The following is a 19,561-nucleotide window of genomic DNA, read 5'->3' on the forward strand; positions in this document are numbered from 1 at the left end:
GCGCCAGGTCAGTCGACACTCATGCAAATGACTGACCGCCCCCCCCCCCCCCCCCCTCCCCAAGGGCAAACCTTTCCCGAAAGGTTGAGCGCTACAACTGCGCCGCCAATCGCGAGCCCTGGTTGATCGCGCGCTTGGCATCCAGCTCTGCCGCCACGTCGGCACCGCCGATGAGGTGGACAGTCTGCCCCGCCGCTTCCAGGCCTTCTTGCAACTCGCGCAACGGGTCCTGGCCGGCGCAAATTACCACGTTGTCGACGACCAGCACTTGTGGCTCACCGGCTTCGCCGATGCGAATGTGCAGGCCTTCGTCATCGATTTTCAGGTATTCGACGCTGTTGAGCATCTGCACTCGCTTGTTTTTCAGGCCGGTACGATGGATCCAGCCGGTAGTCTTGCCCAGCCCGTCGCCGACCTTGGACTTCTTGCGCTGCAACAGGAACACCTGCCGCGCCGGTGCATGAGGTTCGGGCTTGATTCCGGCCACGCCGCCGCGAGCCTGCAGCTGGGTGTCGATGCCCCATTCCTTCCAGAACGCTTGGCGATCCTGGCTGGTGGCAACCCCTTGATGAACGAGAAACTCCGACACATCGAAACCGATCCCGCCGGCGCCGATCACGGCAACACTGCGGCCCACCGGCTTGCGCTCAAGGATCACGTCCAGGTAGCTCAGCACCTTGGGGTGCTCGACCCCTGGAATGGCCGGCACACGCGGGGCGATGCCGGTGGCGAGGATGATCTCGTCAAAACCGCCAGCCACCAGTTGCGCCACATCGACCCGGGTATCGAGGCACAGCTCGACGTGGGACGTCTGCAACTTGCGTTTGAAATACCGTAGGGTTTCGAAGAACTCCTCCTTGCCCGGAACGCGCTTGGCAACGTTGAACTGGCCGCCAATTTCGCTGGCCGAATCGAACAGCGTCACTTGATGACCGCGTTCGGCCGCCACGGTAGCCGCGGACAGTCCGGCAGGACCGGCGCCCACCACGGCGATTTTTTTCACCTGGGTTACGGGCAGGTAATTGAGTTCGGTTTCATGGCAGGCGCGCGGGTTCACCAGGCAACTGGTGAGCTTGCCCCCGAACGTATGGTCGAGGCAGGCCTGGTTGCAGCCGATGCAGGTGTTGATTTCGTCCGCGCGACCAGCGGCGGCCTTGTTGACGAACTCCGGGTCCGCAAGGAACGGCCGCGCCATGGAGACCATGTCGGCGTCGCCTTCGGCGAGGATCTGCTCGGCCACCTCAGGGGTGTTGATGCGGTTAGTGGTGATCAGCGGAATGCTCACCGAGCCACGCAGCTTGGCGGTGACTTTACTGAACGCTGCCCGCGGGACCTTGGTGGCGATAGTGGGGATACGCGCCTCATGCCAACCGATACCGGTGTTGATGATTGTCGCGCCGGCCTGCTCGATGGCCTTGGCCAATTGGACGATTTCATCCCAGGTACTGCCACCTTCCACCAGGTCGAGCATCGACAGGCGAAAGATAATGATGAAGTTCGGACCTACCGCTTCGCGTACTCGGCGCACGATTTCCACCGGCAGGCGCATGCGATTTTCATAGCTCCCACCCCAGCGATCAGTGCGGTGGTTGGTATGCGCAGCGAGGAACTGATTGATGAAATAGCCTTCCGAGCCCATGATCTCGACACCGTCGTACTCGGCCTTTTGAGCCAATACCGAACACGTGACAAAATCGCGGATCTGCTTCTCGATGCCCTCTTCGTCCAGCTCCCTGGGCTTGAACGGGTTGATCGGCGCCTGGATCGCGCTCGGCGCCACCTGCTTGGGGCTGTAGGCATAACGGCCAGCGTGGAGGATCTGCATGCAGATCTTGCCACCCGCTTCATGAACGGCCCGCGTGACGATCTGGTGGTTGAGGGCTTCTTCCTCGGTTGTCAGCTTGGCCGCGCCGGAGTACACGCCACCTTCATCGTTCGGCCCGATTCCCCCGGTGACCATCAGGCCGACCCCACCCCGGGCCCGCTCGGCAAAATACGCCGCCATGCGCTCGAAACCGCCGGGCTTTTCTTCAAGACCGGTGTGCATCGACCCCATCAGGGTACGGTTGCGCAATGTGGTAAAACCCAGGTCCAACGGTGCCAGCAAATGCGGGTAATGAGGGGCGGTCATCGGTAACTCCACTACGGGCGATCACGGGAAAACGTGGAAGCTCTGCGGCTCCCATCAGTCATGACCGACAGCGTAAGAGCCGAGATGCGGTCGCTCAATGGCCGTAAGTGACAAGTTAATGATCAAAATGCGCAGAGCGTGGGCCGGCAGACGGTTGCCGACGTGCAAGCATGCGCCCTTTCGCTAAACCGTTGTTTTACCGTACCCTGCCGCGTGACTCATGATGAAAATCACGAACCTGTAAGCGGCCATTGACTGTCCCCATGCGCAAATTTCTGTACCTGCTGTTCTCACTGGCCCTGCTGGCCGTCCTGATCACCTATGCACTGTGGACAGCGGACCGCCCGGCAGGCCATTACCTGTCGGACCTGCGAATCAACCTGGCGGTCGACCGGGGTACGCGCGCCGATCGAGGCAACCTGCTGGGCATCCAGCCGGAATTGTTCCCCACCGACTACCAAAGCCCCGAACGCCTGCATCGCAAGCTGGCGGCGTACCTGCAAACTGCCCGCGAGCAAGGGTTCGTCAACGATAAGACCATCGTGGTCCTGCCCGAGCATATCGGCACCTGGTTGATGGTCACCGGTGAAAAGGATGAGGTTTACCAGGCCACGACCTTCAAACAGGCCATGAACTGGCTCGCCATCAGCAATCCGTTGGCCTTTATCCGCGCATTGGCCAGCGCCCAAGGCGACAGCCGGCTGGACGATGCTTACTTGCGCATGAAAGCGGACAGCATGGCCCATGACTACCAGGCGCTGTTTGGCGGACTGGCCAAGGAGTTCGGCGTAACGCTCGTGGCCGGCTCCATCGTACTGCCCGAGCCCAGCGTCAGCGAAGGCGAGCTGAAAATCGGTGGTGGCGCGTTGTACAACAGCAGCCTGGTGTTCGGTCGTGACGGCCGCCCGATCGGCCAACCACAACGCCAGCGACACCCGGTGTTTGAGCAGCAGGACGTACTTGGAGCCGAACGGCCGGATGTCACCCATGTCATTGACACGCCGGCCGGGCGCCTGGGCGTGCTGATCGGCAGCGACAGTTGGTATCCGCTTCATTATCGACAACTCGACGAACAAGGGGCTCAATTGATCGCCGTGCCCGCCTTTGTCATCGGTCGCGACGCCTGGAACAAGCCTTGGGCCGGCTACAAAGGCCTGTCCACTCCCAGCGAGGTCAGCCTCAAGCCCGGTGAGGTGAGCGAAGGACAGGCCTGGCGCCGGCTGACGTTGACCAGCCGGCTGCCGGTCAGCCAGGCCCATGGTGGCGTCAGCGTATTCTTGCGCGGGCAGTTCTGGGACAACGGCAGCGCTGGCCAGAGCTTCATCAGCCACAACGGCGAGCAATTCACCGATGGTGAAGCCCGTGGCGCACGCCTGCTCAACCTGTGGTTGTAAATATGCAAAAGCCTATGCGCCTGGGTGACCTGTCCGTGGGTTTCGTCCATAGCCTGGCGGACGCAGTGGCCAGCCATGGTCATGACCCACAGCCGTTGCTCGAACAGTACGGCCTCGATGCCGCACGCCTGGCTGAGCCCGGGGCGCGCCTGTCGATCCCGCGTTACATGCGCCTGGGCCATGCCGCCATCCAGCTGACACAGGATACCGCCTTGGGCCTGCGCATGGGCCAGCTCAGTCGCCTGAGCCAGGCTGGGCTGGCCGGCGTCACCGCGGCCCAGGCACCCACCGTACGCGAAGCCGCACGTTGCATGATCCGCTTCGAGCCCCTGTACGGCTCCAACTACCGTGGGCAATCGAGTCTTCACGAGGATGCCCGGGGCGCGTGGCTGCGGTTCTACTCCATCAGCCCGTATAACGCCTACAACCGCTTCGTCGTGGACTCGATCATTGCTGGCTGGCTCCGGCAATTGTCCAGCGTCTGCGACGTGGTGTTGCGGGCCGAACGTATCGAAATCGAATTCGGGGAGCCAACTTACCTCGAAGCCTACCGCAGCCTCGGCGAAGGCCCGATCCAGTTCGCAGCCGAGCAGAACCAATTGCGCCTGGGGCTGGACAGCCTCGCCCTGCGCAACCCACAGCATTGCCCCAGCACCTGGCGCCACCTGGTTCAGTTATGTGAACGGGAACTGGAACAGCTGACTCGCACCCGCACCCTGCGCGAGCGAATCATTCAATTGCTGGGGCCGCTGCTCAACGGCGGACGGGAGCCGGATCTGGAAGAAGTGGCGATGCGCCTGAAGCTGCCGACCTGGACGCTGCGCCGCAAGCTGGCGGAAGAAGGTACGCAGTTCCGGGCGATCCTCAACGATACGCGCCGAGACCTTGCCATGACGTACATCCGCGATACGGAGCTGGCCTTTGGCGAAATCGCTTACCTACTGGGGTTCGCCTCCGCCGAGGCATTCCAACGGGCTTTCAAGCGCTGGAACAACCAGACGCCGGGAGAATTCCGGCGTAGCCGTAGAGCAACGTGAACACCAGGCTCCCGGTCCGGAATGTAATCTCTGCTACCTACAGTTCCGTGGCGTCTTCGGCAGGTTCCAGGGGGTCCAGCTCATAAGCCTGATATTCGAGCAGCTCTTCCTGATAATCGTCCATTGCCTATCCTTCCCAATAATCGATGAAACCGATGCCTGATGGCCTTGGAATCAGCATAAAGCTGCTTGATGAACAAAACATGAAGCCAAGGCTTCATGAATTAAACGTAGCACAGCATTGGGAATTTAATCAGCGCAGGTGTGGCAAGGCGTTACCGCCCTGCCACCGCGCTCAGGGTGCAGGGAGCGGCTGGATCGGCTCGGTCGGTGCCGGCAAGGAACTCGGCGGTGGCGGGGTAATGTTTTCTGTCGATGAGGGCGCATAAGGCTCCGGCTCGCTGGGAGCGATCGGCGCAGGCTCGGCAGGCGGCGCGACCGGCTCGGAAGCGGCCGGCGCGGTTTCAACAGGTGCCGGAGCAGCCTCTTCAACCGGCGCAGCGGGAGCCGGTGTCGTCGCTGGAGTTGCAGCAGGCACCAGAGAAGCCGGCTCCGCCTTGGGCTCTGGAATGCCCAGTTCGGCTTTTGCTTTCTCGACGTTCTCTGCGGATTTTTTTGCTTCAGGAGGCAGGAACACTTCCACCAGCGCAAAGAAACGCTCATAAAATTTGGCCGCGGACACGGTTTCGCTGGCGACCTTGACCATCGAATCGTCCGACGAGCCTATCGGCATCGACACCGACCCCAATACACCCACGCCCAGGCTCGCGGAGTTATTGGTTTTCTTCAGGGCATAACGGTCCTGCAGCGCATTGGCAAAAATGGTTGCGCGATGACCAGGACCACCATCTTCGGCACAGACCAGGTTGAAACTGATCTCCATGTGCGTGTCGCCGGTCTGCTGGAAACTCTTGTGGCCGCTGACCAGCTTCGGATCGCTGCTGGTGATGATGTAGCCCTGGCTCAGCAGCGCACGACGCCCTGCTTCACAGGTCGCCACGTCAGTCACCGGATAGGTACGCGAGAACGTGCCCGAATCATCGAAGTTCTCGTGCTCGTAAATGGCCGCTTTCTTGGAAGAGCAACCGGTCGCGACGACCAGCAGTAACGCCAGCCCAACGGTGCGCATGCGAAATGATCTGAACATTGAACATCCTGAGGGAAACAGTCCGGGGCGTATTGTGCAACAGAACGCCGCCGGGCAGCTTGAGTAATCTTGTCTCAAAGGGCTTACAAGTCTACGGGGGGATGCCAGCGGGAAAAAGAAGCAATTTGGAGGAATCGACGAACATCGCCGTCGTGGCAATACACAGATACAAAAAGACCCCGGTCTTTTGGCCGGGGTCTTCAGGCAACGCATCGAGCCCTTAGAAGCGCTTGATGTCTGCCTCGCTTTCCAATTGCTTGCGATAGGCCGCGAAGTCCTGCTGGCCAACACGGGACGCCAGGTACCGACGGTACTCAGCCTTTTCTTCCTCGGTCGGAGCAGCACCTTCGTTGACGCCGTTCAAGCGCAGGACCGTCACGCCGCCGTCAGGCAGGGTCACGCTGGCGAATGTCGGCTTGTCCTTCGACTCAGGCTTGGACATGCGGAACAGCGCCTGCAGCACCGCAGGGTCGATACCTTCCTGGCTGCGGGTCGCCGCTTCGACGACTTTCCAGCCTTGACCGTTGACCGGCTTGTCCTGTGCCGTCTTGCCATCGCGCAGACTGGCAATCAATTCGTCGGCCTGGGTCTTGGCGGCAGCGCTGGCATGTTCCTTGGCCAATTGGGCGCGGATCGGCCCGGCCACGCTTTCCAGCGGCAGCTGTTGCGGCTTGCGATGCTCCTTGGCACGCAGCACCACGACGGTTTCCGGGTCCAGCTCGATGGCGGTGCTGTTGGCTCCCTCTTCCAGCACTTCCGGGCTGAACGCGGCAGTGACCACGGCGCGATTGGCCGCGATCCCTTCGCCGCCTTCACGACCGAAAGGTGCCGACGTATGGACCGTCAGCTTCAGGTCCTGGGCTGGCTGAGCCAGGTCGGAAGCCTCGAACGAAGCGTCCTCCAGTTGCTTGGTCGCCTCGACGAACCGCTGCTCCACTTGCTGCGTCTTCAGATCACGCGTCAGCTTTTCCTTCAGGCTCGCAAAGCTCGGAACCTCAGGCGCTTCGACACCCAGCAGCTTGATCAGGTGCAGACCGAAACCGGTTCGCACCGGTGCCGAAACCTGATCCTTGTTCAACGCATACAGCGCCGTTTCGAATTCCGGATCATAGACGCCTGGACCGGCATAACCGAGATCGCCGCCGTTGTTGGCAGAGCCCGGATCCTGGGAAAATTCCTTCGCCAGCGCCTCAAACGACTCGCCTTTGGCCAGTCGAGCCTGGATTTCCTCGATCTTGGCCTTGGCCTGGGCTTCGGTGACCTTGTCGTTCACTTCGATCAGGATATGCGCAGCACGACGCTGTTCGGAAAGATTGGCGATCTCTTTCTGGTAGGCCGCTTGCAGGTCTTCATCCTTGACGCTGACCTGATCGAAGAACGAAGCCTTTTTCAACTCCAGATAGTCGATGACGACCTGATCAGGCGTCATGAATTCCTTGGCGTGCTGGTCGTAGTAAGCCTTGACCTCATCGTCGGTCAGCTTCACGGCTGCCGGATCCGCCTTGACGGTGAGCGTAGCGAAATCGCGGGTCTGTTTTTCCAGGCGGGCGAATGCCAACACCTGGGCATCGGTGACAAAGCCGCTGCCAGCGAGACCGGCACGCAATTGGCCAATGAGCATTTCCTGCGCCAGCATTTCGCGAAACTGCAGTCGGCCATAACCCAACTGGCGAATCACCTGGTCGAAACGCTCCGGGCTGAATTTACCGTCGACCTGGAATTCCGGCGTCTGCAGGATTACCTGGTCCAGCGCGGCTTCGGAGAAAGCGAATTTCGCATCGTGTGCGCCTTGCAGCAACAGCTTGCGATCGATCAGCCCTTTGAGCGCCGAGTCACGCAGCATTTTTTCGTCCAGCAAAGAGGCATCGAAATCCTTGCCCAGCTGTTGCATGAGCTGACGGCGTTGCATGTCGACCGCCTGGCTCAGCTCGTTCTGGCTGATTTTTTCGCCGTTGACCTTGGCCGCGTCATTGCTGTTGGTAGTGGCTTGAAAAATAGCTTCGAAACCGGTCAACGCCATCAATGCGACGATGATCCCGATGATGGTCTTGGCAATCCAGCCTTGTGAATTGTCCCTGATATTCTGCAGCATGCGTCCCCCAGAAACGGTTGAACTTCAAAATTAGGCAACCGTGGAGCGTGGGTAGAATCCGGATAGAAGAAAGGCGCATCCGAGGATGCGCCTTCTCGTAACTGGCGGAGCGGACCGGGCTCGAACCCGCGAGCCCTGGCGTGACAGCCCGCTTGTTACCGGCTGTATTACCGCTCCGCTGCCAAGCCAGGCATGACCCCGACCCGGATAAACTCAATAAACTTAGTTGACGGCTTCTTTCAGCGCTTTACCAGCTTTGAAGCCCGGCTTTTTGGCAGCGGCGATTTGCAGCGTCTTGCCAGTCTGCGGGTTGCGACCAACACGAGCTGGACGATCGGTAACGGAGAACGTACCGAAACCCACCAGAACAACAGAGTCGCCAGCCTTCAGAGCGCCAGTGACGGATTCGATTACAGCGTCCAGCGCACGGCCAGCAGCAGCTTTCGGGATATCAGCGGATGCAGCGATAGCATCAATCAGTTCCGACTTGTTCACTCTAAGTCCCCTTATATCTATTTGAGATGATTCTAAGTTTTTTTGGTGAAAGCAAAAACGAGTGCTGAATGGCCTGCAGACACTTAAGAGCCGCTTTATAACAAGGGCTCTAAAAAACTGTCAAGGAAGCCCCCCAGGCAAATGCGTATTAATGCGTGCTAATTCTTTCCTTAGAGTCAGACTCTCGCTTTTCTTCCTTTGCGACAATCTCCGGAGCCACATCCGGCAAGGGCTCCGGCGCGTATTGCAGCGCAATTTGCAGGACTTCGTCAATCCATTTAACCGGTTTGATCTGAAGATCCTGCTTGATGTTGTCGGGAATTTCCTTGAGATCACGGACATTCTCTTCCGGAATGATCACGATCTTGATCCCGCCGCGGTGCGCCGCGAGAAGTTTTTCTTTCAAGCCACCAATCGCCAGGACCTGGCCGCGCAGAGTGATTTCGCCGGTCATGGCGACATCCGCACGCACCGGAATGCCCGTCAGCGCTGAAACCAGGGCGGTGCACATGCCTACGCCGGCGCTCGGTCCATCCTTCGGTGTGGCCCCCTCCGGCATGTGGATATGTGTGTCGCGCTTCTCGTGGAAATCCAAGGGAATACCCAGGCTTCGAGCACGGCTGCGCACAACTGTCAGCGCCGCGGTGATTGATTCCACCATGACGTCGCCGAGGGAACCGGTCTTGATCAACTGGCCCTTGCCCGGAACCACGGCGGCTTCGATGGTCAGCAGCTCGCCGCCGACCTGCGTCCACGCGAGGCCGGTCACCTGACCGATCTGGTCCTGTTGCTCGGCGAGTCCGTAGCGGAACTTGCGCACACCAAGGAAGTGCTCCAGCAGGTCGGATGTCACCTTGACCGCGAAGCGTTTTTCCAGCGCGTGTTCTTTGACCGCCTTGCGGCAGACCTTGGCAATCTGCCGCTCTAGACCACGCACACCGGCTTCACGGGTGTAGTAACGGATGATGTCGCGAATCGCCTCCTCGTCGAATTCCAGCTCACCCTTTTTCAGGCCGTTGGCCTGGATCTGCTTGGGCGAAAGGTACTTGACGGCGATGTTGATCTTCTCGTCTTCGGTGTAGCCCGGCAGACGAATCACCTCCATCCGGTCCAGCAACGCTGGCGGGATATTCATCGAGTTGGAGGTGCACAGGAACATCACGTCGGAGAGGTCGTAGTCGACTTCCAGATAGTGATCGTTGAAATTGTGATTCTGCTCGGGATCGAGCACCTCAAGCAACGCAGACGCAGGATCACCGCGCATATCGCTGCCCATCTTGTCGATTTCATCCAAAAGGAACAGCGGGTTGCGTACACCCACCTTCGTCATCTTTTGAATCAATCTTCCTGGCATGGAACCGATGTACGTGCGGCGATGACCACGAATTTCCGCCTCGTCACGCACGCCGCCAAGCGCCATGCGCACAAATTTACGGTTGGTGGCATGGGCGATCGATTCCGCCAGGGATGTTTTGCCCACACCTGGAGGACCCACCAGGCACAGGACCGGGCCACGGATTTTCTTCACGCGTTTCTGCACGGCGAGGTATTCAAGGATGCGCTCCTTGACCTCCTCCAGGCCGTAATGGTCGGCGTCGAGGATGTCCTCGGCCCGCGCCAGGTCCAGGCGCACCTTGCTCTGGGCTTTCCACGGCACCTGGACAAGCCAGTCGATGTAGGAACGCACCACGGTGGCTTCGGCAGACATCGGCGACATCTGCTTGAGCTTGTTCAGCTCGGCCTGGGCCTTGGCAAGCGCATCCTTTGGCAGGCCAGCGGCATCGATGCGTTTTTTCAGCTCTTCGATTTCGTTGTGACCTTCGTCGCCATCGCCGAGCTCTTTCTGAATGGCCTTCATCTGCTCATTCAGATAGTACTCACGCTGACTGCGCTCCATCTGTTTCTTGACGCGACCACGAATGCGTTTTTCAACCTGCAGCAGGTCGATTTCGCCGTCGAGCAATGCCAGGACGTGCTCGACACGCGCCGACAACTCAATAATCTCAAGGATTTCCTGCTTCTGCTCGATCTTGAGGGCCATGTGGGCCGCCATCGTATCGACCAGGCGTCCCGGCTCGTCGATGCTGTTGAGCGACGACAGGACCTCGGCAGGCACCTTCTTGCCCAACTGCACATACTGTTCGAACTGCGACAGCAGGCTACGGACAAACACCTCCGACTCACGCTCCGGCGCTTCGACCTCGTCGATCAGCGACACCTCGGCACGGCAATGCCCGTCCACTTCGCTGAAACGCTCGACCGCCCCGCGCTGTTCGCCCTCGACCAGCACCTTCACGGTACCGTCAGGGAGCTTGAGCAGTTGCAGGACCGTTGCAATCGTACCTACGCGATAAAGTGCGTCTTCACCGGGATCATCGTCGGCAGGGTTTCTCTGAGCGATCAGAAGAATCTGCTTATCACCCGTCATCGCGGCCTCGAGGGCTTCGATGGACTTCTCGCGCCCCACGAACAGTGGGATAACCATGTGCGGATATACCACGACATCGCGCAATGGCAGGAGAGGCAATTCGATGGTTGTCTTCATGATTTCGCCTCTACGGCGGCCGTAAGGCCGTGAACAGATGGAAGTAAGCTTGAAACCAAGATGGGGGCAGCCTTCAAAAAAAACAAGCGCTAAGACACGTCTAAAACGCGCTAATAGCAAAGGGGCCCGAAGGCCCCTCCTTTATTCCGACAGCGGGACACTTATGCGTCCGGCGCAGCCTTGGCAGCCGGCTCACTGTTTTCGTAGATATACAGTGGCTTGGACTTGCCTTCTATGACGCTTTCGTCGATGACGACTTTACTCACCTCGGACTGCGAGGGGATTTCGTACATCGTGTCGAGCAATACGCCTTCGAGAATCGAGCGCAACCCACGGGCACCGGTTTTACGCTCCAGTGCACGCTTGGCGACGGACTTCAGCGCGTCGGAACGGAATTCGAGATCTACCCCTTCCATTTCGAACAGCTTGGCATATTGCTTGGTCAGCGCATTTTTCGGCTCGGTCAGAATCTGCATCAACGCAGCTTCATCCAGCTCGTCCAGCGTCGCCAGGACCGGCAGACGACCGACGAATTCCGGAATCAAGCCGAACTTGACCAGATCGTCAGGTTCGACTTCACGCAGGGATTCACCGACCTTCTTGCCCTCTTCCTTGCTTCGAACCTCGGCGTTGAAGCCGATGCCGCCACGGGTGGAACGGTTCTGGATGACCTTTTCCAGGCCGGAGAACGCACCACCGCAGATGAACAGGATGTTACGCGTGTCGACCTGCAGGAACTCCTGCTGCGGATGCTTGCGACCGCCTTGGGGCGGAACGGAAGCGACCGTGCCTTCGATCAACTTGAGCAAGGCCTGCTGCACGCCCTCGCCGGAAACATCCCGGGTGATGGACGGGTTATCGGACTTGCGGGAAATCTTGTCGATTTCGTCGATGTAGACAATGCCCATCTGGGCCTTCTCCACATCGTAGTCGCACTTCTGCAGGAGTTTCTGAATGATGTTCTCGACGTCCTCACCTACATAACCCGCCTCGGTGAGGGTGGTTGCGTCGGCGATGGTGAACGGAACGTTCAGCAAACGGGCCAGGGTTTCGGCAAGCAGGGTCTTACCCGAGCCTGTCGGGCCGATCAGCAGGATGTTGCTCTTGCCGAGTTCGACTTCGTCATTCTTCTTGTCACGCTGGTTCAGGCGCTTGTAGTGGTTGTACACCGCTACGGCCAGTACCTTTTTCGCACGCTCCTGACCGATTACATACTGGTCAAGGATGCCGCTGATTTCTTTGGGCGAAGGCAACTTATGGGCGCTGCTTTCGGCCTGGGCTTCCTGCACCTCCTCGCGGATGATGTCATTGCACAGGTCGACGCACTCGTCGCAAATGAAGACCGAGGGGCCGGCAATCAATTTGCGTACTTCATGCTGGCTTTTGCCACAGAAGGAGCAATAGAGCAGTTTGCCGTTGTCCTCGCCGTTGCGGGTGTCAGTCATTCGATCGATCCAAATCCGATAGGCTTGCAACACAAGATGAAGGCAATTGCGGGCTTTTTCAAGCCCGCAGATGATCGGACCTGCCGATCAACCTCATTTTGAGCTGCTTATTTTAAGCGGGGCGCTGGCTGATCACTTCATCAATCAGACCATATTCACGTGCGGCTTCAGCGCTCATGAAATTGTCGCGATTGGTATCGCGCTCGATTTCTTCAAGCGTGCGCCCGCTGTGCTTGGCCATCAAGGTGTTGAGGCGCTCGCGGATGAAGAGGATTTCCTTGGCATGGATTTCGATATCGGATGCCTGGCCTTGGAAACCGCCCAGCGGCTGGTGAATCATCACGCGGGAATTCGGCAGGCAGTAACGCTTGCCTTGAGCACCGGCGGTCAGCAAAAACGCACCCATGCTGCACGCCTGACCGATGCAGGTCGTCGAAACGTTAGGCTTGATGAACTGCATGGTGTCGTAGATCGACATGCCCGCCGTCACCGAACCGCCCGGGGAGTTGATATAGAGATGGATGTCCTTGTCCGGGTTTTCAGCTTCAAGGAACAACAGTTGTGCGCAGATCAGGTTGGCCATGTAGTCCTCTACCGGACCTACCAAAAAGATCACTCGTTCCTTGAGCAGACGCGAATAGATGTCATAGGCACGTTCGCCACGGGCGGACTGCTCGATAACCATAGGGACCAGGCCGCCTGCGGCCTGGATGTCAGAGCTCTGCTGATAAAAAGAATTGCGGGACATGTCTCGCAGTCACTCCCAAATAGTTATGTCTTGAATACGCATAAGCCAGCGCGAAGGCTGGCTTATGGTGTGTATTTCTTACCGCAGAACCATCAATCGGCTTGTGGAGCTTCCACCGGCTTGACCGCTTCTTCGTAAGAGACCGCTTTGTCGGTCACGCTAGCTTTCTGCAGAACAGTATCCACAACTTGCTCTTCCAGCACAACCGAACGGACTTCGTTCAGCTGCTGCTCGTTCTTGTAGTACCAGGACACTACCTGCTCAGGCTCTTGGTAAGCCGAGGCCATTTCCTGGATCAGCTCGCGAACGCGGGTTTCGTCAGGCTTGAGTTCGAACTGCTTGACCACTTCGGCGACGATCAGGCCCAGCACCACGCGGCGCTTGGCTTGCTCTTCAAACAGTTCGGCCGGCAGTTGGTCAGGCTTGATGTTGCCACCGAACTGCTGAACGGCCTGCACGCGCAGACGGTTCACTTCGTTGTCCAGCAGAGCCTTCGGCACTTCGATCGGGTTGGAGGCCAGCAAACCGTCCATGACCTGGTTCTTGACCTTGGACTTGATGGCCTGACGCAGCTCGCGTTCCATGTTCTTGCGAACTTCGGCGCGGAAACCTTCCAGACCGGTTTCCTTGATACCGAACTGGGCGAAGAACTGTTCGTTCAGCTCAGGCAGCTTAGGCTCGGAAACGCTGTTGACGGTCACGGTGAACTCGGCGGCTTTGCCGGCCAGGTCCAGGTTCTGATAATCCTCTGGGAAGGTCACGTTCAGAACGCGCTCTTCGCCAGCCTTGGCGCCAACCAGGCCGTCTTCGAAGCCCGGGATCATGCGACCGGAGCCCAGCACCAGCTGGGTAGCCTTGGCGGAACCGCCGGCGAACACTTCACCGTCGACCTTGCCGACGAAATCGATGTTCAGCTGGTCTTCGTTCTGGGCGGCACGATCAGTGGCTTCGAAACGAGTGTTCTGCTTGCGCAGGATGTCGAGCATCTTGTCCAGGTCGGCATCCGAAACGTCAGCGCTCAGGCGCTCGACGGCAATGGATTCGAAACCGGCTACGGTGAACTCCGGGAACACTTCGAACGTCGCGACGAATTCCAGATCCTTGCCTTTTTCCAGCACTTTAGGCTCGACGGAAGGAGCGCCAGCCGGATTCAGCTTCTGCTCGACCACCGCTTCGTAGAACGAGGACTGGATCACGTCGCCCACAGCTTCCTGGCGCGCATCAGCTTCGTAACGCTGACGGATCACGCTCATTGGCACTTTGCCTGGGCGGAAACCTGGGATTTTGGCCTTTTGGGCAGTCTGCTGCAGACGCTTGTTGACCTGAGTCTCGATACGCTCAGCTGGCACGGTGATGCTCATGCGGCGCTCAAGAGCAGAAGTATTTTCAACAGAAACTTGCATGGATATTCCTCGTTGCACAGACGTTGGCCGGGCGTTTCCGACCCCAGAATCAAGGGCATGCATTCTAGTAGGTCAAACTCAAGAAGTCACCCTACTGAAAACACGCAGGAAACAGACGCCGAATTTATAAGCAGGGCCATGGTTCATGCCCCGCCCGGTTTGCTAATACAGTCGATCACCGCCAAGGCTCTGCGCAGCACCTTCCTATATAGAAGCACCGCAACCGCGCACCTGGCGTACGGCCCTCTATAAAAAGACCGACGGGCATGCCGAGTATCATCGCGAAACAAAATCGCGAGGAAACAGCCACCGAGCGCCCGCGCCAGACCGACGCGGACACGTAACCACCGAAAACAAAAACGGCGCAGCCCCTTCTCAGGTTCTGCGCCGTTCTCTGCTAATTAAATAGCGACTTGTATGGTGCGGACGGAGAGACTCGAACTCTCACACCTTGCGGCGCTGGAACCTAAATCCAGTGTGTCTACCAATTCCACCACATCCGCGTATCAAGCTTTTAAAGCAAAGGCGCCAGATTTTTAGATCTGGCGCCTTTCTAGAATATGGGGTGGACGATGGGGATCGAACCCACGACAACGGGAGTCACAATCCCGTGCTCTACCAACTGAGCTACGCCCACCATATTGCCTTGTAACGTTACTTGTGCCAAAGCTGCCTAATTGGCGCACCCGGCAGGACTCGAACCTGCGACCATCCGCTTAGAAGGCGGATGCTCTATCCAGCTGAGCTACGGGCGCCTTTTTAATCTGTATTCTTGGACGATTACAAACTAAGTGCTTTCAGTTTTGCCGAGTTTAAACTACCAACTCCGCTCAACCTTCTTAACCAGTGCTAGGCTGTGCCCGACAAGTGCGACGAATGTTATAGACGGCCCGATAGGTCGTCAACTCTTTTTTAAAAAAAATTCATTTAATTAAAGGGCTTAGGGGAATTTGCAGACCAAGCGCCTTTGCCCTCACGCCTCGGCATGCGAGAATGCGTTCTCTTTTTTTCCCCTCTCGATGGTTAACCACGCGCAATGACTGCACAACTTATCGACGGCAAATCGATCGCCGCCAGCCTGCGCCAGCAGATCGCCCAACGAGTCACCGAGCGCCGCCAGCAAGGCCTGCGCACGCCCGGCCTTGCGGTGATCCTGGTCGGCAGCGATCCTGCCTCTCAGGTTTATGTCTCGCACAAGCGTAAAGACTGTGAAGAGGTCGGCTTCCTTTCCCAGGCCTACGACCTGCCTTCCGAAACCACTCAGCAAGCGCTGGCCGATCTGATCGACCGCCTCAATGACGATCCGAACATCGATGGCGTGCTGCTCCAGCTACCGCTGCCCGAACACCTTGACGCCTCCAAACTGCTGGAGCGTATCCGCCCGGACAAGGACGTCGACGGTTTCCATCCTTATAACGTCGGTCGCCTCGCCCAACGCATCCCATTGCTGCGCCCGTGCACGCCCAAGGGCATCATGACCTTGCTGGAAAGCACTGGCGTGGATCTGTACGGGCTCGATGCCGTGGTCGTGGGCGCCTCCAACATCGTTGGCCGGCCGATGGCCATGGAATTGCTGCTCGCTGGCTGTACCGTCACCGTGACCCATCGCTTCACCAAGGACCTGGCGGGCCACGTCGGCCGGGCCGACCTGGTGGTGGTGGCCGCCGGCAAGCCGGGCCTGGTCAAAGGTGAATGGATCAAGGAAGGCGCCATCGTCATCGACGTCGGCATCAACCGCCAGGACGACGGCAAGCTGGTGGGCGATGTGGTCTACGAGACCGCCCTGCCCCGCGCCGGCTGGATCACGCCGGTACCCGGCGGCGTAGGACCGATGACCCGGGCCTGCCTGCTGGAAAACACCCTTTATGCGGCCGAGACGCTGCATAGCTGATTCGCCGTTTCAACTCAGCCACAAACCCTGTGGGAGCGAGCCTGCTCGCGATAGCTTGGGATCAGCCAACATCGATGCTGGCAGAGACACCGCTATCGCGAGCAGGCTCGCTCCCACAGTATTTGTCACCTGATCCCTGATCGGTGGACACTGGCCCGGGCAGCGCGCCCCCGAATCTGCCAATTTACAAATTTTTCAGATCCGATTCGCCAGAATCGCCTTCATTAAACTTTATTTATTGATGCGCCCCGACGGCACAGGCATATAGCGCTGGCGTCGCCCATACTCCTAAAATGCGGCGCTTTTTCAACAAGCCGCTGCTCCACAGCACCTTCAATCCATCGAGTCTACTCGCGTGAAAATCCGTCTTTCGATCCTCAGCCTGTTTTTCCTGTTCACGGGCACTTTTATCACGCAAAACACCAGCGCGCAGGAGACCATTGCTCCGCCACGAGACACTTCAAAACTGCAGGTCGCCTCCGGCAGTGCAATCTTGCTGGACCTGCAGACGGACAAGGTGGTCTATTCGAGCAATCCGGACGTCGTGGTACCGATCGCATCGGTGACCAAATTGATGACCGGCCTGATCGTGCTGGACGCAAGGCAGAACCTGGACGAATACATCTCCATGACCATCGCCAACACGCCGGAAATGAAAGGTGTGTTTTCCCGGGTCAAACTCAACAGCGAACTGTCACGCCGGGATACGCTGCTGATCGCCCTGATGTCGTCGGAGAACCGCGCCGCCGCCAGCCTCGCCCATCATTATCCGGGCGGCTACGCGGCGTTCATTGCGGCGATGAACGCCAAGGCCAAGGCGCTGGGCATGTCCAGCACACATTATGTCGAGCCCACCGGCCTGTCCATTCACAACGTCTCGACCGCCCGGGACCTGACCAAGCTGTTGATCGCCGCTCGCAAATATCCATTGCTGAGCGAATTGAGTACCACCAAGGAAAAGACCGTGACGTTCCGCAAGCCGGCCTACAGCCTGGGCTTTCGCAACACCGATCATCTGGTCCACAAGGCCCACTGGGACATTCAGTTGACCAAGACTGGCTTCACCAACCAGGCCGGTCATTGCCTGGTGCTGGTGACAAAAATGGGTAATCGTCCGATGGCGCTGGTGATTCTCGACGCGTTCGGCAAGTACACTCATTTTGCCGATGCCAGCCGTATTCGCAGCTGGGTCGAGACAGGCAAAAGCGCCAGTGTCCCGGCCGTGGCCTTGCAATACAAAGCCGCGAAAAACCTTAAGAGCCGCCAGAGTGGCGTGGTAGAAGCGTCAAAATAATTCGACGTGCCGCAAACAGATAGCCCCGACTCGTCGGGGCTATTTTCGTCAGGGCTTAAGGTTACCCAGTGGGTCATAGGCTCTCGAAGAAGGCGGTTCCTCATCCTCCTCGTCCCGGGGCGCCTTGGCCGGCCCTACCGGGTCCACTTGCGGATCGTCGAGATCCGGCGAGTCCGGATCGAATCCCAAGTCATCATCACCGGATGAATGCTCGGAAGAATGCGGCCCTGAAGGTGTTTTCGACTGTGCCATGGTTGCCTCCTTGAATCATGGCCCGGAGATTCCAGGCCCTGACGTTAAGAACCCAAGGCATGCGAGGTCGTGCCCGAGAGCTGACGAACGGGAACGCGACTCAGCGTGCGGAGCCCAACGCCTTGGTGGCACGCGCGGCGGCCTGCTCCTGCCCTGCCCCGACCAACTCGTCGGCGGCCTTCAACCAGCGCTGGGAGTCAACGTTGGCCGGAAGTTGCGTGGGTTGCTGTATCAACACCGCCCAACCGCCCGCGTCCTTGAACGCCGATTCGAATGCATCGAAACTCATCAACGACCGCCGGTTCATCCCCGACCGCAGCAGCACGGTACGTTTTTGTCGGTTGTAGCCAGCCAGGATCGCGTAGCGCGGCCCGGACCAGAACGCCGAACCCTCGGTGTAGCGCAACAGCACGGGATAACCCGCCGCCACCTGTTCAAGCAATGCCGCGAGTTCATTGTCGAGGGGATAGACCACCAGCCCATATTCACGCGCCAGGGTTTGCAGACTTTGCTGCAAACGCGCCTCGCCTCCGGGCAGGTGTAACGGTTTTTCCAGCAACCCGGGCGTGATGACCGTCCCTTGCAGGGTCAGCAGGGCCGCCAACGATTGCGGCGCGCCCTGATACATCTCGCCGCGAAAGAACGGCACGCTGTTGAGCTCGACCCGCTCGGGCAGACGCTTTATCTGCGGTGACAGACCCCCCGCGCACCCCGCCAGGACGGCGGCGCAGGTCAGTGCCACTACCAGTGATCGAAAAGATGAAATTACCGGCACCATTAATGACTCTCTTGTTCAGGCAGACCCGGCATCCGGGCCGGGCTTGGGCCGACGATCATAGAGTGCGCGCCCGCCCGGGTATAGCCACAAGCAAGAGTTTCACAACCGCGATAGAACGAACCGATCCGTCGCCACCGCCGGCGATCGACTGCTCGTAACACTCGAGCGACTAGACTGTCCATTGTAATGAGTGCATTGCCCGAGTCCGGGCTGAAGGAGGCACAGATGAGCCTGACGACGACTATTCTGATGCTGATATTTGGCTGGCTGAGCGTAGCGACGGCCATGTTGTGGGGCGTACTGCGGATCGCCCGGCGGCATCACCACGCACCTCCCCCTCAAGCGAAACGGCCCTCCAAACCCGCCAGGCGCCACGCCACCGCACACTGACGTTATCGCCGCACACAAAAAAGCCGCCCGGGGCTTGGACCCGGGCGGCTTTTGTCTGCCTGGTATCAGGCTTTGTCGACGAGCGCTTTCTCCCTGGCGCGTCGGGACAACATGTTCAGCACCTCGATCGCCGCCGAGAAGGCCATGGCCGCGTAGATGTAGCCCTTGGGCACATGGGCACCGAAACCTTCGGCGATCAGGGTCATGCCGATCATGATCAGGAAGCCCAGGGCCAACATGACCACGGTGGGGTTGTCATTGATGAACTTCGCCAACGGCTCGGCGGCCAGCAGCATCACCAGTACCGAAACCACCACGGCGATGATCATGATCGGCAAGTGTTCGGTCATGCCCACCGCGGTAATGATGCTGTCAATGGAAAACACCAGGTCGAGCATCAGAATCTGACCGATCGCAGCAGCAAACCCGAGGGTCACGCCAGACGTGGCCGACTTGGGATCGTTCGGCGCCGGGTCCATGCTGTGATGGATCTCGGTGGTCGCCTTCCACAACAGGAAC

General features: G+C 58.9%; 15 protein-coding genes and 3 tRNA genes. 4 read left to right on the top strand and 14 right to left on the bottom strand.

The features are described from left to right. Nucleotides 1–91 precede the first annotated feature (91 nt). Nucleotides 92–2,131 (bottom strand): oxidoreductase, encoded by a 2,040-nt coding sequence (locus tag ACE04F_RS16620; protein ID WP_486108365.1) that lies wholly within the window; start codon nt 2,129–2,131, stop codon nt 92–94. 263 nt (nt 2,132–2,394) lie between these two features. Between ACE04F_RS16620 and ACE04F_RS16625 the strand changes: the two genes are divergently transcribed. Both ACE04F_RS16625 and ACE04F_RS16630 read left to right on the top strand, forming a co-directional pair. Then, the gene (locus ACE04F_RS16625; protein ID WP_486108366.1) at nt 2,395–3,525 is read left to right on the top strand and encodes a carbon-nitrogen hydrolase family protein; all 1,131 of its coding nucleotides are present in this window, start codon (nt 2,395–2,397) and stop codon (nt 3,523–3,525) included. A 2-nt stretch (nt 3,526–3,527) separates the two neighbouring features. Next, nucleotides 3,528–4,562: an AraC family transcriptional regulator gene (locus ACE04F_RS16630; protein ID WP_486108368.1), complete on the top strand. Its 1,035-nt coding sequence runs from the start codon at nt 3,528–3,530 to the stop codon at nt 4,560–4,562. Nucleotides 4,563–4,857: 295 nt separating this feature from the next. Here ACE04F_RS16630 and ACE04F_RS16635 read toward each other — a convergent pair whose 3' ends face one another. The 10 genes from ACE04F_RS16635 to ACE04F_RS16680 all read right to left on the bottom strand — a co-directional run bounded on the left by ACE04F_RS16635 (nt 4,858) and on the right by ACE04F_RS16680 (nt 15,192). Next, nucleotides 4,858–5,709, bottom strand: coding sequence for a DUF2242 domain-containing protein (locus ACE04F_RS16635; RefSeq protein ID WP_486108370.1), 852 nt, complete (start codon nt 5,707–5,709; stop codon nt 4,858–4,860). Between the two features lie 220 nt (nt 5,710–5,929). Continuing rightward, a complete protein-coding gene (locus tag ACE04F_RS16640) occupies nt 5,930–7,801 on the bottom strand; it encodes a SurA N-terminal domain-containing protein (RefSeq protein ID WP_486108372.1) in 1,872 nt (623 codons plus the stop codon). Between the two features lie 222 nt (nt 7,802–8,023). Continuing rightward, nucleotides 8,024–8,296, bottom strand: coding sequence for an HU family DNA-binding protein (locus ACE04F_RS16645; protein ID WP_008077714.1), 273 nt, complete (start codon nt 8,294–8,296; stop codon nt 8,024–8,026). Between the two features lie 148 nt (nt 8,297–8,444). Further along, complete coding sequence (gene lon, locus ACE04F_RS16650) at nt 8,445–10,841, bottom strand: endopeptidase La (protein WP_305500081.1); 2,397 nt, start codon at nt 10,839–10,841, stop codon at nt 8,445–8,447. 161 nt (nt 10,842–11,002) lie between these two features. Further along, nucleotides 11,003–12,286, bottom strand: coding sequence for an ATP-dependent Clp protease ATP-binding subunit ClpX (gene clpX / locus ACE04F_RS16655; RefSeq protein WP_024778305.1), 1,284 nt, complete (start codon nt 12,284–12,286; stop codon nt 11,003–11,005). 112 nt (nt 12,287–12,398) lie between these two features. After that, nucleotides 12,399–13,034 carry an ATP-dependent Clp endopeptidase proteolytic subunit ClpP gene (gene clpP / locus ACE04F_RS16660; RefSeq protein ID WP_030140021.1) on the bottom strand — a complete coding sequence of 212 codons (636 nt, stop codon included), beginning with the start codon at nt 13,032–13,034 and terminating at the stop codon, nt 12,399–12,401. 92 nt (nt 13,035–13,126) lie between these two features. After that, entirely contained in the window at nt 13,127–14,437 is a 1,311-nt protein-coding gene (gene tig, locus ACE04F_RS16665; protein ID WP_486108376.1) for a trigger factor, read from the bottom strand. A gap of 418 nt (nt 14,438–14,855) precedes the next feature. Then, a tRNA-Leu gene (locus tag ACE04F_RS16670) sits at nt 14,856–14,940 on the bottom strand. Nucleotides 14,941–14,998: 58 nt separating this feature from the next. Beyond that, nucleotides 14,999–15,074 (bottom strand) — tRNA-His (locus tag ACE04F_RS16675). Nucleotides 15,075–15,115: 41 nt separating this feature from the next. Beyond that, nucleotides 15,116–15,192 (bottom strand) — tRNA-Arg (locus ACE04F_RS16680). 281 nt (nt 15,193–15,473) lie between these two features. Between ACE04F_RS16680 and folD the strand changes: the two genes are divergently transcribed. Together folD and pbpG are read left to right on the top strand one after the other, a co-directional pair. Then, nucleotides 15,474–16,328 (top strand): bifunctional methylenetetrahydrofolate dehydrogenase/methenyltetrahydrofolate cyclohydrolase FolD, encoded by an 855-nt coding sequence (gene folD, locus ACE04F_RS16685; RefSeq protein ID WP_039589132.1) that lies wholly within the window; start codon nt 15,474–15,476, stop codon nt 16,326–16,328. 355 nt (nt 16,329–16,683) lie between these two features. Continuing rightward, nucleotides 16,684–17,622: a D-alanyl-D-alanine endopeptidase gene (gene pbpG / locus ACE04F_RS16690; RefSeq protein WP_486108379.1), complete on the top strand. Its 939-nt coding sequence runs from the start codon at nt 16,684–16,686 to the stop codon at nt 17,620–17,622. A gap of 48 nt (nt 17,623–17,670) precedes the next feature. Here the strand turns inward: pbpG and ACE04F_RS16695 are convergent, their stop codons facing one another. The 3 genes from ACE04F_RS16695 to ACE04F_RS16705 form a co-directional block, all read right to left on the bottom strand. After that, complete coding sequence (locus ACE04F_RS16695) at nt 17,671–17,874, bottom strand: DUF6021 family protein (RefSeq protein ID WP_305500075.1); 204 nt, start codon at nt 17,872–17,874, stop codon at nt 17,671–17,673. Between the two features lie 100 nt (nt 17,875–17,974). Further along, nucleotides 17,975–18,652: a peptidase C39 family protein gene (locus ACE04F_RS16700; RefSeq protein WP_486108381.1), complete on the bottom strand. Its 678-nt coding sequence runs from the start codon at nt 18,650–18,652 to the stop codon at nt 17,975–17,977. Between the two features lie 455 nt (nt 18,653–19,107). Next, nucleotides 19,108–19,561: TerC family protein (locus tag ACE04F_RS16705; RefSeq protein ID WP_486108383.1), on the bottom strand; the 454-nt coding region annotated here is incomplete at its 5' end.

The organism is Pseudomonas sp. AGC41 (genome assembly GCF_057334555.1).

What these genes read in the sequence shown, in the direction of transcription:
- ACE04F_RS16620 (WP_486108365.1), bottom strand. Translation starts at nt 2,131, where the DNA reads ATGACCGCCCCTCATTACCCGCATTTGCTGGCACCGTTGGACCTGGGT.
- ACE04F_RS16625 (WP_486108366.1), top strand. Translation starts at nt 2,395, where the DNA reads ATGCGCAAATTTCTGTACCTGCTGTTCTCACTGGCCCTGCTGGCCGTC.
- ACE04F_RS16630 (WP_486108368.1), top strand. Translation starts at nt 3,528, where the DNA reads ATGCAAAAGCCTATGCGCCTGGGTGACCTGTCCGTGGGTTTCGTCCAT.
- ACE04F_RS16635 (WP_486108370.1), bottom strand. Translation starts at nt 5,709, where the DNA reads ATGTTCAGATCATTTCGCATGCGCACCGTTGGGCTGGCGTTACTGCTG.
- ACE04F_RS16640 (WP_486108372.1), bottom strand. Translation starts at nt 7,801, where the DNA reads ATGCTGCAGAATATCAGGGACAATTCACAAGGCTGGATTGCCAAGACC.
- lon (WP_305500081.1), bottom strand. Translation starts at nt 10,841, where the DNA reads ATGAAGACAACCATCGAATTGCCTCTCCTGCCATTGCGCGATGTCGTG.
- clpX (WP_024778305.1), bottom strand. Translation starts at nt 12,286, where the DNA reads ATGACTGACACCCGCAACGGCGAGGACAACGGCAAACTGCTCTATTGC.
- clpP (WP_030140021.1), bottom strand. Translation starts at nt 13,034, where the DNA reads ATGTCCCGCAATTCTTTTTATCAGCAGAGCTCTGACATCCAGGCCGCA.
- tig (WP_486108376.1), bottom strand. Translation starts at nt 14,437, where the DNA reads ATGCAAGTTTCTGTTGAAAATACTTCTGCTCTTGAGCGCCGCATGAGC.
- folD (WP_039589132.1), top strand. Translation starts at nt 15,474, where the DNA reads ATGACTGCACAACTTATCGACGGCAAATCGATCGCCGCCAGCCTGCGC.
- ACE04F_RS16695 (WP_305500075.1), bottom strand. Translation starts at nt 17,874, where the DNA reads ATGGCACAGTCGAAAACACCTTCAGGGCCGCATTCTTCCGAGCATTCA.
- ACE04F_RS16700 (WP_486108381.1), bottom strand. Translation starts at nt 18,652, where the DNA reads ATGGTGCCGGTAATTTCATCTTTTCGATCACTGGTAGTGGCACTGACC.